The sequence below is a fragment of the Leptolyngbya sp. 7M genome (assembly GCF_018128485.1).
In genome coordinates, this window is sequence record NZ_CP070897.1 from 2,270,951 (window position 1) to 2,286,216 (window position 15,266).

A 15,266-nucleotide genomic window follows, 5' to 3' on the forward strand; every position below is an offset into this window, starting at 1 on the left:
AATGAAAACTGCCGCTACGATTCAAAAAACAGAGCTTGTTGAGGTCCAAGACCTTGTGAAGCACTTTCCCGTCGAGAACAGCGATGACGTTGTTAGGGCGGTGGACGGCGTGTCGTTTGACATTGTTGCTGGCGAAACGCTAGGGCTTGTTGGTGAGTCGGGGTGCGGGAAATCTACGGTCGGGCGATGTTTGCTGCGTTTGCACGAACCGACGAGCGGAGATGTTTTATTTGAAGGAAAAAACATTGTCGGGCTGCCGAACCGCGAGATGCAGATCCTGCGGCGGGAAATGCAGATCATTTTCCAGGACCCGTATTCGAGCCTTAATCCAAGGCTTTCGATCCGGTCGATCATTTCGGAACCATTAAAGATCCACGGAATAGGAAATAAAGCTGAACAGAAAGAACGCGTTGCCGATCTACTTTCAAAGGTCGGTCTCGATCCGAGATATATGGATCGTTATGCTCATGAATTCTCCGGCGGGCAAAGGCAGCGGATTGGCATCGCCCGGGCACTTGCACTCAACCCAAAGCTGATCATTTGTGATGAACCAGTTTCGGCTCTCGATGTTTCGGTTCAGGCACAGGTCGTGAATCTGCTGCAGGATCTGCAGCAGGAATTCGGACTTACATATCTTTTTATATCTCACGGGCTTGCAGTAGTAGAGCATATATCGAACCGCGTTGCCGTGATGTATCTCGGGAAGATCGTCGAAATAGCGAATTCAGCTGATCTTTACAGGAATCCGCTCCATCCATACACTCAGGCGCTCCTTTCTGCTATCCCGGTGCCCGATCCTAGAGCAAAACGCGAACGCATCGTTTTGAAAGGCGACGTGCCGACACCCATCGCCCCTCCGTCAGGCTGCAGATTTCGTACCCGCTGCCCGATCGCCATCGATGCGTGTTCGAAGATAGAACCAGAGCTGCGCGAATTGGCACCAGGTCACTTCGCGGCGTGCATCAGGGCTGAAGGTTACGACGGATCCGTCGAAAAGAAAAAGGAAACACCGAGCGCATGATCGGCGTATTGTAGGTCAGGAAAGCTCTATATATCCACATTTTTGGGAGATTGAAGGGAAATGAATCTGATCGCGGGAATTATAACTGCTGTCGTCGGACTATTGTTGGCGATCTTAAGCATTGTTGGCGTAATACCCGGTTTCACGCCTGCCGGCGTTGTGCTGATACTTTTAGGCGGACTTTTTATCGGGCTAAGTTTTATCGATAAACCATCGACGGAAGGTGTAGAGCGGATGTCAACGCCATCAACACTTTTGAACATCTTCGTATCTCCGACCGAGGTATTTCAGAATCTGCGGCGACATCCCAGATGGTTGGTTGCTGTGATAATAATGTCCGCGCTTTCGGCCACATATTCGAATCTATTCTTTTATCGCTTAACTCCGGAGAGGATCGCGAATTTTACCATTGATAAAACTCTTGAAATGCCGATGGTAACTGGCGATGCACGTGTTCAGGTAGAGGGCGGCCGACAGAAGGCGATCGAAGATGCGAAGAACCCCGTGCTTCGTGTCGCGCAGGCGATCAGCGGATTTGCGATGTCGATACTCGGCTACGCTTTTCTTGCAGCCCTGTTTTTGCTTATTGCTCTGGCTTTTGGCGGCACTATCAACTATTGGCAAGCCTTTTCAGCCGTGGTCTATGCGATGTTCCCGGTCGCCGTTCTCCGATTCATTCTCAACAGCATTGTGCTGTTCATAAAGGACCCTACGGATATTCATCCGATACTCGGTCAACAGTCGCTTATACAGGATAATCTAGGATTTTTGGTGCTGCCGGCCGAACACCCTGTTATCTATACCATACTGGCTAGCTTAAGTTTGCTGACATTCTATTGGATATGGTTACAGGCAACCGGATTAAAAAATGCGGGAGAAAGAATATCAGGTTCAACCGCTTGGACATCGGCATTGATCGTATTCGGAGGGATGCTTTTGCTGGGTATAGTCGCTGCGTTTCTTTTCCCAAGCTTTTTAAGTTAAGCGATCATTCGTATCGCAGGGCCTCGATCGGATCTAGCCGGGCCGCCTTCCATGCTGGGAAGAGCCCAAATATCAACCCGATGCCGACACTGGCAAAGAAACCGGCGATCGGGGCCCAATATGGAACGTAAGACGGAAAGACTAGGGCGATCAGAAGCGTCAGTGCCCATCCGATGGCGAGTCCCAACACCCCACCGAAGCCGGTCAATGTTCCTGCCTCAATCAGAAATTGGAGCATGATATCGCTTTGTTTTGCTCCGATCGCTTTTCTAATACCGATCTCGCGCGTGCGTTCCGTCACCGAAACAAGCATTATGTTCATAACGCCAATTCCGCCGATCAAAAGTCCGATAGATGAGATAACGACCATCGCCAATGCGACGCCGGCCGTGATCGATTGAAACTGATCGATGATGCTGTCAGCGGTAGCGGTCGAAAAATTGTTCTTCTTTCCAAACTCTACTTTGCGGCGAACGCGGAGCAGATCTTCGACCTGATCTCTTGCCTGCTGAAGGCGGCCCGGTTTCGCGACAGCAACGATGAAAATGTCATCAGCATTCGGCTTTATTCTCTGCGCTGATTCAAACGGCATATAGATCGTATTGCTTTCATCATTATTTCCGCCGCCGCCGCCCAGAAGCTGGGCCTTTTTCTCCAACGTACCTACGACAGTAAACTGCCGACCATTGATCTCCAGCGTTTGTCCGATAATGGGGAGATGACTACCACGATGTGGTCAAAGAAAGGCTTCGGTCATTGTTATCCCTGATCAAAGAAGAATTTCCCGAGGCAGATGGGAAGATCTGTGTTGATACGGCTCCGATGATGGAAAAGGCATGGGGGGTCAGGTCCGGTTTGGGTTGGATCGGCAAACACACGAACCTGATCACTCGCGAAATGGGATCGTGGGTATTTCTAGGTGAGATCCTATTGAACAAAGAAGTTTCGGGCTCACTTCCTCCAGTTGCAGACCACTGCGGAACGTGCACGGCGTGTCTCGATGCGTGTCCTACTGCCGCGATAGTCTCGCCGTATGTGGTCGATTCACGCAAATGTATCTCCTATGCGACCATCGAACTAAGGAGTGAGACATTGCCCAATGAGATCGCCAAAGATCTGAATGGTTGGCTTTACGGTTGCGACATATGTCAGGACGTTTGTCCGTGGAATAGGTTCGAAACGCCGTCCAATGAAACACGTTTTGAACCGCGGCATGGCGAAACCTCACTTGACCCCGAATCGGTACTTGAGATGGACCACCAGCAATATGTCGAACGATTTCGTCACAGCTCTATGAAACGGACCAAGTTGAGCGGGCTCAAGCGAAATGCGAAGCATTTAAAGGACAATTATTCGCGAGACGAGGCGAAGACTTATGAAACATAATTATCGCTGGCTTAAAAAGGTATGTCTTATTGTCTTTGTAATTTTTGCGGCAACCGATATGATGGCCCAGAGCAACGCGCAGAAACGCTCTGCACAGGCCCGGGCAGAGCTGCAAAGGCTGCTGAATTTGCAGCGGCAACTAGATAAATTGCCCATCGATGGACTGGATAAAGAGCCACAAAAGAGTTTTCTGATCGCGAATGAAAAGGATATCGTGTACAACGAACCTGGTGGCAACTATTATGTACGTTCCGCACGCTTCTGGGATCTTGAGACGAAGTATCGGGGACTGATGATCGCCGATCGAATAGCCTGGGAGGCGGCTAACAACCCTCTACCCGGTGAATGCGAAGGTTTTGTGAACTGTTACATTTATGCGATCCGCACAACGACAGGCAAATATTTGGAAAAGTATCCCCGTGGCGAGTACGCAGCGAAAGCAATGAATAGTATTGCTAAGTTTTTAGAGGCGCTGGCAGAGGATAAGAAAAGCGGAGGAGGATATGAATGGCCTAATGACAGAACAGACAAGGCTGAATTAGGTAAAATTTTGGATGACCTGCGCGGCATCGTTACCAAAACTTCCAACTCATCTACGCGGCCATTACTTTTGAAGATCAGAAAGATAAAACTGCTTGCAAGGTAGCAGTTACTCGAGGATTTACCACTCTAAATGCGAAGATTATCGCTGTAATTTTCGATAGAATCTGTTTTTTCTGATAGGGATCACTGTAAATGCGGCTGCGAAGTAATGCACACAGCATCGGATGATGCGAAGTTGCCGAATTGAATGTCTTTGATGTCAAACCTGTTCTTACCTAGGTTCTCTTTGAATTTCTCTGCAAATTCCTCTGCCTTGTGGCCTGGGGGAGGTTGGTGAAAAAGATAAAAAATGCCTCCTGGCTCGAGCAGCCTTCGGATAGCATTCAGTTCAGCGACCGGGTCCATCCAAAAGACATTGATATTGAACAGAAACACTTTATCAAAAGCGGCCTCGGGCAAGTCAGACGAGAGCAGATCTGCATGAAGGATCTCGGCCCGCCCTGCAATAATGTTTTGCACGTTCGCGTCTTTTGCAGCATTCGCCATTTTCGATGACCGATCAATGGCCGTGATCATTCCGGTAATAAGTTTTTCGCAAACGAGTGACACCGCTCGGCCGTATCCGCAGCCGATCTCAAGAATTCGATCATTGGGTTTAACGTTAATCAGCCCAACGGCCCACTCCAACCTATCCAACTTAGAACCATTCATTTCTGAAGAACCATGCCACAATTAGTGCCCGCCTGTGATCGATGAGCTTAACCCAGAATAATGAATAACATATAATCCAGATATGTCCGAAACTGTTGCCATTGAATCCGTTTTGACCGAAGATCGTGTCTTTTCTCCGCCTTCAGAGTTCGCTGCAAATGCACATATAAAGAGCTTCGCCGAGTACGAGAAACTCTATTCCGACGCGGCCGCCGATCCACAGACATTCTGGGCAAAACAGGCGGAAGAACTTCATTGGTTCAGGAAATGGGAGTCCGTGCTCGAATGGCACGAGCCTTTCGCAAAATGGTTCGTAGGCGGGAAACTTAATATCTCATACAACTGCATCGATCGTCATCTTTCCTCATGGCGCAAGAACAAAGCGGCATTTATCTGGGAAGGGGAACCCGGCGAACAGAGAACGCTGACCTACCTGCAGCTGCATAGCGAGGTTTGCAAGTTTGCCAATGTCTTGAAAAAGCTTGGAATCAAGACAGGCGATCGCGTTGCACTTTATATGCCGCTGGTACCGGAGTTGGCAATAGCGATGCTGGCTTGTGCTAGGATCGGTGCAACACACACCGTGATCTTTGGCGGCTTTTCGGCAGATGCGATCCGCGACCGCGTCAATGATGGACAATGTAAACTGATCGTAACAGCAGACGGCGGCTACAGACGCGGTGCAGAGATCCGATTAAAAGATACGGTCGATGAAGCCGCAGCACAAACGCCCAGTATCGAGAACGTTATAGTGTACAAACGCACCGGATCTCCTGTTTCGATAAAGGCAGGTCGTGACCATTGGTGGCACGAACTAATGCAAACCGTCGGCACGCAATGTCCGGCAGAAGAACTCGATTCGGAGCACCCGCTTTACATACTTTACACATCGGGGACGACCGGCAAGCCGAAAGGCATATTGCACACGACAGGCGGTTATCTTACTCAAGCCGCTTACACCACAAAGATGGTCTTCGATCTAAAGGATGAAGACGTCTATTGGTGTACTGCGGATATAGGGTGGGTGACGGGACATAGTTATGTTGTTTATGGCCCGCTCGCAAACGGTGCGACGGTTTTTATGTACGAGGGAGCTCCGAATTTCCCCGATCTCGATAGGTTTTGGGACATTATAGAACGCAATCGGATAACCATCTTTTACACTGCCCCGACTGCGATCCGTGCGTTCATAAAATGGGGTGAACAGTATCCTTTAAAACACGATCTTTCATCTTTGAGATTGCTCGGAACGGTTGGAGAACCGATAAACCCGGAGGCATGGATGTGGTATCACGAAGTGATCGGCAAAGGCCGCTGCCCGATCGTTGATACGTGGTGGCAGACCGAAACAGGTGCGATAATGATCGCACCGCTTCCAGGTGCCACCCCGCTTGTGCCCGGAACTGCAACACGCCCTTTACCCGGCATTCTGGTTGACGTGGTCACAAAATCGGGCAAACCGGTCGGACCCAATGAAGGCGGCTATTTGGTTGCAAAACATCCTTGGCCGTCAATGCTTAGGACGCTTTGGGGTGACGACGAACGTTACAAACAGGCCTATTGGTCGGAAATTCCCGGACATTATTTTGCCGGCGACGGCGCTCGACGTGATGATCGGGGTTATTTTTGGATAATGGGCCGCGTTGACGACGTAATAAACGTAAGCGGACACAGGCTTGGAACCGCGGAGATCGAATCTGCACTTGTTTCGCACGAGGCCGTCGCCGAAGCTGCCGTTGTCGGCAGACCTGATGAGTTAAAGGGCCAGGCGATCGCAGCCTTTGTTACACTTGAAGGCGGGCGAACCGGAGGAGACGAACTCAAAGAAACCCTGCGGGCACACGTTGCTAAAGAAATAGGTGCATTAGCAAAACCGGATGACATTCGCTTTACCGACGCACTTCCGAAAACACGTTCCGGTAAGATAATGCGAAGGCTTTTGCGCGAGATCGCTTCTGGTTCATCGGTTGCCGGAGATGTTACAACCTTGGAAGATCTATCAGTACTTGAAAAGCTTCGAGAGGATGAGGAATAGTTCCGATGTCAAAAACTGATAAACAATACAAACATCTCTCGATGGAGCTAGCATCTGCCGGGCGAGAGTTTTATCGTCGTGGCTGGGTCTTAGGCACCAGTGGCAACTTTAGTATGCTTCTAGCAAGGAAGCCGCTAAGGATGTGTGTAACAGCGAGCGGCGTTGAAAAAGGTGAACTCGATGAGACAAATTTCCTAGAGCTTGATGACAACGCAGATATCATTGACGGTTTTGGCAAGCCGTCTGCTGAAACGCTTTTGCATCTATGTATATATCGCCACGTTGCGCGGGCACGCTCGATACTTCACACCCATTCGGTCTGGGGAACGATCCTTTCCGATCGTTATTACGAACAAGGCGCGATCGAGATCGAAGGATATGAAATGCTGAAAGGGCTTTCAGGAGTTTCAACCCATGAGCATCTTGAACGTGTTCCGGTAGTTGACAATTCGCAGGATTACGTTGCGCTCTCACACGTGATCGAGAACGTGCTCCGGGAGAACCCGACATGCCATGGTATTTATTTGCGCAGGCATGGGCTTTACACTTGGGGTGAAACCGTCGCGGATGCCCGCAGGCATATCGAGATATTTGAGTTTTTGTTTGAAGTGCTGGGGAGGCAGATAAAATAGAGAAATATCATTTATTGCTCAAGAAGAGCTGAAGATCAAAATATGGCAATTGTGGATGTACCGAAAAAAGATCTGAGATTGACGGGAACTGATGAGGTCAAGGCGTTTCTGGGCGCAATAGGCATCGATTACGAACGCTGGAGCAACATTAATGAGATCGGGCCGGATGCCTCGGATGAGGAGATACTCGCGTTCTATTCTGATGAGATCGAAATGTTGAAAGCAAAGGGCGGCTATGTTACGGCGGACGTTATTAAATCCGGTCGTCTTGAAATCGGTCATCGGCTGCCCAGGTTTGCAATTGAGTGGCTCCGGGCGCTAAGTAGTGAATGCGAGCTAGGGTACTATCAGTGATGTAAACACCCCCCTCTGGATCAACAGCAAGATCATTGCTAAACCCCCCTTCTGGCATGGCAACCAAACGCAGCACTTCGCCGGTGCGAATGTCAATCGCAAAAACACGCGGGGGGCGACGCACCGTTTCACCATTGGGGGCACGAGTTCCCAGAAAATCAGGAGAACTGCCCCAGAGAATGCCGCGCGGCTCATCTAGTCGTAAACTGGTAGCAGCAAATACCTCATCATTGCCAGGGAATAAGGTTTCAATGTGACCGTTGGGAGAAATTCGTAGGATGCGACCACTGGTGATCGAACCAACATAGACTGTGCCATCGCTGGCATGAGCAATGCCGTTGGGGTATTGAAAGTTTGCAGGTAACTCAATGGGAGCGAGAGTGTTTGCAAGAGTGGTAGCTGCGAGTATATTTCCATTCTGAGATACGTTTAACATCTTAGGTGAGAATGACTGAGGAGATGTTGAAACTGATTGAGATACGCTGGCGATTGATAAGATTGGCAATACTGAGAGTAACAACACAGACACGGAAGAAGATAGTTTTCTCATGAGTTCATATCCCGTTATTTTCGATCGAGTACCAATCGGGAGACAGGATGCAGGCTCAAATCCAACGTTTTATGTGCCGCACCTAAAAACAAGTTTTGTAACCGACGCAGGAACGTCAAGGCAAAGCCTGGATCAACTTCGCTAGCAGCATTGAGACGAATGAATTGTTCCTCACTCAACCCGACCTGTAAACAACCCAAATTGTCTTTAAGATGCTCCAAAGTTCTCGCTCCGATGATGGGGATATGTCGAGGGGACTGCTGCCGAATCCAGGCGAGGGCAACTTGCGCAGCACTACAGCCGATCTCATTTGCGATCTCAACCACCGTTTGAGCAATTTGCATCGCTCGTTCGACTTTGTAGTGCTGAAAGTATTCTGCTTTGTTGAGCCGATCGTGTTCAGAATCCTGATTCAAATATTTTCCCGTTAGCACACCTCCCCCTAATGGCGACCAATCCAAAATGCTCAAATTCAAGTCTTCTGCCATTGGCAGCAAATCTCGCTCGACCGTGCGCTCTACCAGATTATATTCAAGCTGAATTGCGGCAAAGGGGGTCATGTCTTTCAATTCAGCGATCGTCTGAGCACGGCTGACAATCCAGGCAGGAGCATCGGAAATGCCGACATACATCACCTTGCCAGCCCGCACGACATCATCGAGTGCCCGCATTATCTCTTCCACAGGCGTGACCGTATCCCACATGTGAACCCAATAGAGATCGATGTAATCGGTGTTTAACCGCTTCAGGCTAGCATCCAGCGATCGCATTAGATTTTTGCGTTGATTACCGCTAGAGTTAGGATCAGTGGGATTCATCATCACCGTGTATTTGGTGGCAATGACGAAGCGATCGCGTTCTGCACTGACAAAATCACCGAGGAGTTTCTCACTGGTTCCATTGGTGTAAACATTAGCAGTATCGATGAAATTACCCCCCGCTTCTGCAAACGCGTCAAAGATAGCTTGGCTGGTTTCCCGACTTGCGCCCCAATCCCAATCGTCGCCAAAGGTCATTGCGCCCAGACACAGTTCAGATACTCTTAATCCAGTGTTGCCCAACAGTTTGTATTGCATAGTTTCCTTGTTTATTGCATAACTTAACTGATCGCATTCGCATCCCGTTCGGCAAAAACTTCTTTTGCTGCAAAAATCCCATTCAAAGTTGATGCCGATCGCTATTCATTGGCTGTAAGTGAGCTTGTATCATGATGTTTTCCTGTTATCAATCAGTTGTCGATTAACTGCGAAAACCCGGAATGGCAAAGCCACCATCGATTAAGATAGTTTGTCCGGTGATATACCTGGCGGCATCAGAGCAAAGCCAGACGACCGCTTCTGCAACTTCTTCGGAACTGCCTAATCGCTTCAGTGGAATATGATGCGTGAATACTGGAACGATTGCATCGTTTGGATCATCAGGATTACCAAAGCGACGAAACATTTCCGTGTCGATGATGCCAGGATTGACATTGTTGACCCGAATCCCATACTGGGCACATTCCAATGCTGCTGCCCGCACCATGCCGTCTAAGCCAGCTTTACTAGCAGAGTAGATCGTGGAACCGATCAGTGCGCCTTTTGCTAACCAGGACGAGGTATTGACGATCGCCCCTCCCGTTCCCTGTTTGATCATGTGCTCGATCTCGTACTTGAGGCAGAGCCAAACAGCTTTCAAGTTAGTATTCATTGTATGATCCCAATTTGCTTCAGTTAGTTGCGTTATCGGTGCAAACACCCCTTCGGTTCCGGCATTGTTGAAGGCATAATCGAGTTGACCGTAAAGCGCGATCGTGGTTTGAATCAGTGCCTCAATGGCTGCGGGTTGCGATACGTCTGTTTGGACAAAGCTGGCTTCTCCGCCCAACTGCCGAATCTGCTCAACGGTTTCATTGCCTGCGGCTTCGCGCCGTGCCGCTACCACGACTTTTGCCCCCTGCTTGGCAAATTGTAGGGCAGCGGCTCGACCCATGCCAGAACTTCCCCCAGTGACAAGGGCAACTGTATCGCGTTGCAAATTCATCATGTTTTCTCCCTTCAAGTTGTTGAAACAGCGCGATCGTTTGGACTGCTCCAATGTTGGACAGCCTTTGATCAAACTTGTATTCGGTGAAGTCGTGGTTATTTCACCTGATGAGGAATTTCATCAATTTCAGGCTCAGTGATCTCTGCTTGTTTTAGCGCTCGTTCTAGTAAAAATGCCTGCCCTGCCGCAATGCAGCTCTGCCGCTGCTGGTGTTGAGTGCCTGCTGTTGCGCCCATTTGCTGCTGTGCTTCTAGCTGCTTGTAGTAGCCAATCTTCCACTGAATCGCTTCCAGATTGTGCTGGAGTTCTTGGATGTGTGCCTGAACTTCGCGTTCATGGCGCTCCAGAATGGCACGGCGATCGGCAATGGCTTCTGGTCGCTCCCGAAACAAGCGAGCAAACTCCTGCATCTGGCGAATTGGCATCCCGGTTAAGCGGAGCCGAGTCAGAAATTCAATGCGGGCAATATCTTCCTCAGAGTAGCGCCGATGCCCACTGCTGGCGCGATCGACAGGTTCCAATAGCCCATTGCGCTCGTAGTATCGCAGGGTATGGACACTTAATCCCGTTTGTTGAGCCACTTGTTGAATCGTTAGAGTAGGCATCAGACTCACCTCCAGACGCTTGTTTCTACCATAAAACTTAGAGCGCACTCTAAGTCAAGCCTGCCTGGGCATTTTTAGAGCGATCGCGTCGCTGATGGCTAGAACAGGCATGGACAGGTGCATCTGATGGCTTTGTCAGCCACCATCTATTCAAATTCCATTCCCGGCTTCTGCTGAGCCGATTTCCCATCAGGAACGCTGCGTGAACGCCCCTGAGTCTTCTGCGTTCCCTGAGCTTTCTCTAATCTTTGCACCGCTTTCATCACGGTCGATCGCACGTACTGGCTCATCGGGGCTAGCGGCACTTTATTGACATGCACCTGATGCTGTAAATAGGGACTCTGATGCAGGATACCTACCACTTCCTTCGGTGAGTATCCGGCTTTCAGTGCTGCCAGCGCGACAGTGTCATCCAGCTTAATGGCAGCCCAATCATTCTGAGCAAAGCGTTGGTAGAGGGCAGAGTAATCAAGATTGGCTTCGCCAATGACACGCCTCGCCTGCTCCAGGTATTGCTGGCGCGCCTGTTTGCCTGCTTCGTTTTCCGGTTCTTTCGGTTTTGCTGCCATAGGAAGTTCATTTGACAGGAATAACAAGAGGAATCAGTTGGAGAACGGAATTAAGCAGCGATCGTAGCATCATCCAACAGCGTTCCTAGCAGCGCATCCTCATCAAAATCCACCCCTTCGGGTTCCTCAAACCCATCGCTAGAAGGTCGTTGCGTACTTGACTTTTGTGGCGAGGGAGCGAGTGGAAGATTCCCAGTCACCATTGGTGTTCCTCCGGTGACAACCATCTGCCGAAACGCTTCTGCCACAGCCTGGCGAATCTCTTGCTTCAAATCCACCGTTGAGGTCGATGCAGTTGGAGGCTCTAAACCAAAGGTGTCACAGATCAGCGTCATTTGTCGGTTTAACTGTTCAATGCACTCACGGGCGATCGTCTTCAGTTCTTCTTCGCTCAGATTCTCCTGCTCCTGATAAGCAAAGGGTTTCCAAAAGGCACTCATGGCATCAATGCCTTTGTGCTTGCCCTCCCGACTGCGAGCGCGTTCGTTCTTGATCAAATATTGGAAGAGGACACCTGTGGGAGAATCGACATCAGCATTGTAGGCAAACTGGATGCGTTGACGATGGTGCTCCGCACCGTCCAAAGGACGACCGCCTTTCGGGGGTTCACTTTTACGAGGCATGGATCATTGCTCCAGTTAGAGTGTTACATCTCCCATCCTACAATTGCTATTCAAACTTAGTTAATTATGGTTAATTAATTTAATCAGTGGTTATTTGAGGTTGTTAGACCCTATCAGAAAGACGATCGTCCCTTTCCACAAACGATCGCCCTCATCGAAATCCCTGATCACGGCATTCGACCTGTTAAGGCAGCAACGATTTCTTTGGCTAAGGCTTGACCGAGTGAAGGGCTGAATTGTCGTTCAAAAGGGCACTGTAGCGTAGTGGCATAAGTGAGGAATTCAAGTGCCTGCTCGAACTCGCGGATGGAATAGTTCTCGCCTTGAATGACAGCATTCAGAAGTTTGATGAGGAGAGTAACTTGCTCGTCTAAAGAACTGCACAAAATTCCAGAAGATGTGCCGGTTGTCGGAACGCTCGGCGAATTAAAGGAATTAAAGGGTCAGCGTGAATTCGTGATTGCCGCAGCTGAGGTCATTAGAGCCGTGCCCGATTGCCGTTTCGTAATTGTTGGCGTCGATAACACGGTTGACAAGCGCTTCCGTCGCGAATTGAAACGACTCGCAGGCGTGTCAGGACTCGGTGAAAAGATCTTATGGCTCGATTGGCTTGACGACACAGCAGGTTTTTATTCCGCGATTGATGTGTTCGTTTCTCCTTCTCGGTCTGAAAGTTTCGGCCTCGCGATCCTTGAGGCAATGGCCCACGGTAAGGCAATCGTCGCCACCGAGACAGACGGAGCCAAAGAGCTTATCGCAGATTGCGGCGTGATGGTACCTGTCAATGAACCAGTGACTTTGGCGAATGAGGTCTCGCGTTTGCTAGACGATCGAGATGAGATGGTGCGGATTGGACTCCATGCGAAACAGATCGCATCTATAGAGTATTCACTCGACCGAATGATAGATGAGACCGAGGCGTTGTATGGAAGGATAATTGGCGGGGACCCGGTCTAAAATATCAGCCTGGCTTCTTTTCATGGAATATTCATTCGGACTAGAGCAATTCGATCACCGATGATCACTATCGAAGAACCAATTTGCAACAGCTTTGAGAATGCCTCTACGCTCGAGTGGCTGGAGACGAACGGCATTGGCGGCTTCGCAATGGGCACTGTTTCGGGAGCTCTTACACGCCGCTATCATGGGCTTTTGACGGCCGCAACCCGAGAGCCGCTCGGTCGGGCAACGATGCTGTCCAAGTTCGAAGAAACGCTTATTATTGGCGACCAGCGTTTTGAGCTTTCTACGAACAGATTCCCCGATACTATATATCCAAAGGGTTTCGAGCACCTCGCCGGATTCCGTCTCGATCCGTTTCCGACTTGGATATATGAGGTCGGCGGGATATGTCTTCAGAAGTCTCTGTTTATGCCATCTGGAGAAAATGCGGTCGTTTGCCGATGGACTTTGCTCGATAAAGATCCGTGTCCTGAGAAGATAATGCTTGAGCTGCGACCGCTTGTTTCGTTCACGGACTATCATCATCTTCAGCATGAGGACGCAAGGTTCGACACAGGATACGTGGTTGGGCGGGGGCTTGTTTCACTTCGGCCGTACCCGGAATTGCCCGAAATATTCTTCACGCACAACGCTTTCGCGATTGAAGATAGCGGATATTGGTATCGCAATTTCGACTTAGCGATCGAGGCCGAGCGTGGGTTCGATCACTTTGAAGATCTCTTTCAACCATTCGTAATGCGATTCGATCTTGCAGAAACGGCAAATGTCATATGCTCGTCTGGCAAGCGGATAAGAAGGCTTGCCAATGTTCTTGAAAAAGCAGAGCGAAAGCGAAGGAGTGTGCTGATAACGGCAGCGAACGCGAAAGCAGAATTCAATAAGCAACTTGTCCTTGCCGCCGATCAGTTCATCGTAAAACGCGGTGATGGATATTCGATCATCGCTGGCTATCCGTGGTTCTCTGATTGGGGACGCGATGCGATGATCGCTTTGCCCGGATTAACTCTCGCAACAGGCAGACATCAGATAGCGAAAGAGATACTTCTCGAGTATTCCAAACACATCTCAGAGGGAATGCTGCCAAACCGATTCCCTGATGCCGGAGAAACTCCTGAGTACAACACTGTCGATGCAACGCTTTGGTATTTTGAGGCTATACGCGCATATACCGAAGCGACCGGCGATCACGCATTTGTTGACGCGGAGCTTTACGAAAAACTTGCCGATATAGTCGCCTGGCACCTTCGAGGAACACGATACAACATTCACGTTGATACCGACGGCTTGCTATACGCGGGTTCGCCCGATGTGCAGCTTACGTGGATGGATGCGAAGATCGGCGATCTTGTGATCACGCCGCGAACGGGCAAGCCGGTCGAGATACAAGCACTATGGTATAACGCTCTACGCATAATGGCAGACTTTGCCGAAAGATTCGGGCACGACGAAGATCGCCAACAGTTTGAAGCAATGGCTGATCTAGCAAAGCTCAGTTTTAACGGGTTGTTCTGGAACAGATCGGAACAATGCCTTTTTGACGTTGTAGAAAACGGCCACCGTGATGGCTCTGTGAGGCCAAATCAGATATTCGCGATCTCGCTAACTCATCCGATCCTTGTAGAAGATCGCTGGGTTGCGGTTGTCGAAAAGGTTCGTTCCGACCTGCTCACGCCCGTCGGCCTGCGTTCGTTGTCACCAAACGATCCTGCATACGTGGGGATATATACTGGTTCGCCCTTCGCTCGCGATTCGGCCTATCACCAGGGAACAGTATGGAGCTGGCTGCTCGGGCCGTTTGTCGATGCCTTCCGCAAAGTTTATCCGGATGACAAAACAGTCGTTGCTGAGATGATGTCCAGTTTCGAACGCCATCTTCTTGAAGCAGGTCTCGGCCAGATATCCGAGATCTTTGATGGTGATGCGCCGCACATTCCACGCGGCTGCCCAGCCCAAGCCTGGAGCGTCGGAGAGGTTCTACGAGCGTTCTCCCAACATTCCTGCTTGCCGTAAATTAATGACAAAGCCTATCTTAAAGCTATGAGATGCGAGTCCACGGCTGCCCTCGCGGTTATCATTCTGTTAATGCACACACATTCGCAAACACCCACGAAGATCAACAGCCTGTGAGAAAAGTACTGTTTATCAAATATATTTTCCTTGAAAAAGGAATAGCCAGACTGATGCAATATTGTTCACATCAAGTCTGGCTCTCCAGCTAGAGTGTTAAAAGGGAGACCTAAAGCCGTCTATTTTAAGGAAGTGCTC

15 protein-coding genes and 1 pseudogene are annotated in these 15,266 nt (G+C 49.7%); 8 read left to right on the top strand and 8 right to left on the bottom strand.

The genetic code is table 11. From position 1 onward, the window contains the following. The first annotated feature begins 19 nt into the window (after positions 1-19). Positions 20-1,021 (top strand): ABC transporter ATP-binding protein, encoded by a 1,002-nt coding sequence (locus JVX88_RS10790; protein ID WP_410503781.1) that lies wholly within the window; start codon positions 20-22, stop codon positions 1,019-1,021. Between the two features lie 60 nt (positions 1,022-1,081). Then, positions 1,082-2,005 carry a YIP1 family protein gene (locus tag JVX88_RS10795; protein WP_211627312.1) on the top strand — a complete coding sequence of 308 codons (924 nt, stop codon included), beginning with the start codon at positions 1,082-1,084 and terminating at the stop codon, positions 2,003-2,005. A 4-nt stretch (positions 2,006-2,009) separates the two neighbouring features. Here JVX88_RS10795 and JVX88_RS10800 read toward each other — a convergent pair whose 3' ends face one another. After that, complete coding sequence (locus JVX88_RS10800; protein WP_315875338.1) at positions 2,010-2,717, bottom strand: ABC transporter permease; 708 nt, start codon at positions 2,715-2,717, stop codon at positions 2,010-2,012. Between the two features lie 11 nt (positions 2,718-2,728). Between JVX88_RS10800 and queG the strand changes: the two are divergent. Together queG and JVX88_RS10810 are read left to right on the top strand one after the other, a co-directional pair. Beyond that, positions 2,729-3,391 (top strand): annotated as a pseudogene (gene queG / locus JVX88_RS10805) (tRNA epoxyqueuosine(34) reductase QueG); the annotation flags it as partial. Further along, positions 3,381-4,037: a hypothetical protein gene (locus JVX88_RS10810; protein WP_211627315.1), complete on the top strand. Its 657-nt coding sequence runs from the start codon at positions 3,381-3,383 to the stop codon at positions 4,035-4,037. The pseudogene queG and the gene JVX88_RS10810, both read left to right, overlap by 11 nt. 80 nt (positions 4,038-4,117) lie before the next feature. Here JVX88_RS10810 and JVX88_RS10815 read toward each other — a convergent pair whose 3' ends face one another. After that, positions 4,118-4,645, bottom strand: coding sequence for a class I SAM-dependent methyltransferase (locus JVX88_RS10815; protein WP_211627316.1), 528 nt, complete (start codon positions 4,643-4,645; stop codon positions 4,118-4,120). An 82-nt stretch (positions 4,646-4,727) separates the two neighbouring features. Here JVX88_RS10815 and acs point away from each other — a divergent pair, with 82 nt between their 5' ends. Together acs and mtnB are read left to right on the top strand one after the other, a co-directional pair. Then, a complete protein-coding gene (gene acs, locus JVX88_RS10820; RefSeq protein WP_211627317.1) occupies positions 4,728-6,680 on the top strand; it encodes an acetate--CoA ligase in 1,953 nt (650 codons plus the stop codon). Between the two features lie 5 nt (positions 6,681-6,685). Beyond that, entirely contained in the window at positions 6,686-7,312 is a 627-nt protein-coding gene (gene mtnB, locus JVX88_RS10825; RefSeq protein ID WP_211627318.1) for a methylthioribulose 1-phosphate dehydratase, read from the top strand. A 253-nt stretch (positions 7,313-7,565) separates the two neighbouring features. Here the strand turns inward: mtnB and JVX88_RS10830 are convergent, their stop codons facing one another. From JVX88_RS10830 to JVX88_RS10855, 6 genes are all read right to left on the bottom strand, one after another. Next, on the bottom strand, positions 7,566-8,102 hold the full coding sequence (locus JVX88_RS10830) for an SMP-30/gluconolactonase/LRE family protein (protein ID WP_211627319.1): 537 nt from the start codon (positions 8,100-8,102) through the stop codon (positions 7,566-7,568). 128 nt (positions 8,103-8,230) lie between these two features. After that, positions 8,231-9,292 carry an aldo/keto reductase gene (locus JVX88_RS10835; protein ID WP_211627320.1) on the bottom strand — a complete coding sequence of 354 codons (1,062 nt, stop codon included), beginning with the start codon at positions 9,290-9,292 and terminating at the stop codon, positions 8,231-8,233. 163 nt (positions 9,293-9,455) lie between these two features. Continuing rightward, positions 9,456-10,241 (bottom strand): glucose 1-dehydrogenase, encoded by a 786-nt coding sequence (locus JVX88_RS10840; protein WP_211627321.1) that lies wholly within the window; start codon positions 10,239-10,241, stop codon positions 9,456-9,458. A gap of 95 nt (positions 10,242-10,336) precedes the next feature. Then, positions 10,337-10,846 (bottom strand): MerR family transcriptional regulator, encoded by a 510-nt coding sequence (locus tag JVX88_RS10845; protein WP_225931384.1) that lies wholly within the window; start codon positions 10,844-10,846, stop codon positions 10,337-10,339. A gap of 146 nt (positions 10,847-10,992) precedes the next feature. Continuing rightward, positions 10,993-11,415, bottom strand: coding sequence for a hypothetical protein (locus JVX88_RS10850; RefSeq protein ID WP_211627322.1), 423 nt, complete (start codon positions 11,413-11,415; stop codon positions 10,993-10,995). Positions 11,416-11,465: 50 nt separating this feature from the next. Next, a complete protein-coding gene (locus JVX88_RS10855) occupies positions 11,466-12,038 on the bottom strand; it encodes a hypothetical protein (protein WP_211627323.1) in 573 nt (190 codons plus the stop codon). Between the two features lie 348 nt (positions 12,039-12,386). Between JVX88_RS10855 and JVX88_RS10860 the strand changes: the two genes are divergently transcribed. Next, complete coding sequence (locus JVX88_RS10860) at positions 12,387-12,995, top strand: glycosyltransferase family 4 protein (protein WP_211627324.1); 609 nt, start codon at positions 12,387-12,389, stop codon at positions 12,993-12,995. Positions 12,996-13,055: 60 nt separating this feature from the next. Continuing rightward, on the top strand, positions 13,056-15,011 hold the full coding sequence (locus JVX88_RS10865; protein WP_211627325.1) for an amylo-alpha-1,6-glucosidase: 1,956 nt from the start codon (positions 13,056-13,058) through the stop codon (positions 15,009-15,011). Positions 15,012-15,266: the final 255 nt, after the last annotated feature.

Coding starts and splice junctions, on each gene's coding strand:
- JVX88_RS10840 (WP_211627321.1), bottom strand. CDS start 10,241: ATGATGAATTTGCAACGCGATACAGTTGCCCTTGTCACTGGGGGAAGT.
- JVX88_RS10830 (WP_211627319.1), bottom strand. CDS start 8,102: ATGTTAAACGTATCTCAGAATGGAAATATACTCGCAGCTACCACTCTT.
- JVX88_RS10850 (WP_211627322.1), bottom strand. CDS start 11,415: ATGGCAGCAAAACCGAAAGAACCGGAAAACGAAGCAGGCAAACAGGCG.
- mtnB (WP_211627318.1), top strand. CDS start 6,686: ATGTCAAAAACTGATAAACAATACAAACATCTCTCGATGGAGCTAGCA.
- JVX88_RS10835 (WP_211627320.1), bottom strand. CDS start 9,292: ATGCAATACAAACTGTTGGGCAACACTGGATTAAGAGTATCTGAACTG.
- JVX88_RS10795 (WP_211627312.1), top strand. CDS start 1,082: ATGAATCTGATCGCGGGAATTATAACTGCTGTCGTCGGACTATTGTTG.
- JVX88_RS10860 (WP_211627324.1), top strand. CDS start 12,387: ATGAGGAGAGTAACTTGCTCGTCTAAAGAACTGCACAAAATTCCAGAA.
- JVX88_RS10810 (WP_211627315.1), top strand. CDS start 3,381: ATGAAACATAATTATCGCTGGCTTAAAAAGGTATGTCTTATTGTCTTT.
- JVX88_RS10855 (WP_211627323.1), bottom strand. CDS start 12,038: ATGCCTCGTAAAAGTGAACCCCCGAAAGGCGGTCGTCCTTTGGACGGT.
- JVX88_RS10845 (WP_225931384.1), bottom strand. CDS start 10,846: ATGCCTACTCTAACGATTCAACAAGTGGCTCAACAAACGGGATTAAGT.
- JVX88_RS10865 (WP_211627325.1), top strand. CDS start 13,056: ATGATCACTATCGAAGAACCAATTTGCAACAGCTTTGAGAATGCCTCT.
- JVX88_RS10815 (WP_211627316.1), bottom strand. CDS start 4,645: ATGAATGGTTCTAAGTTGGATAGGTTGGAGTGGGCCGTTGGGCTGATT.
- acs (WP_211627317.1), top strand. CDS start 4,728: ATGTCCGAAACTGTTGCCATTGAATCCGTTTTGACCGAAGATCGTGTC.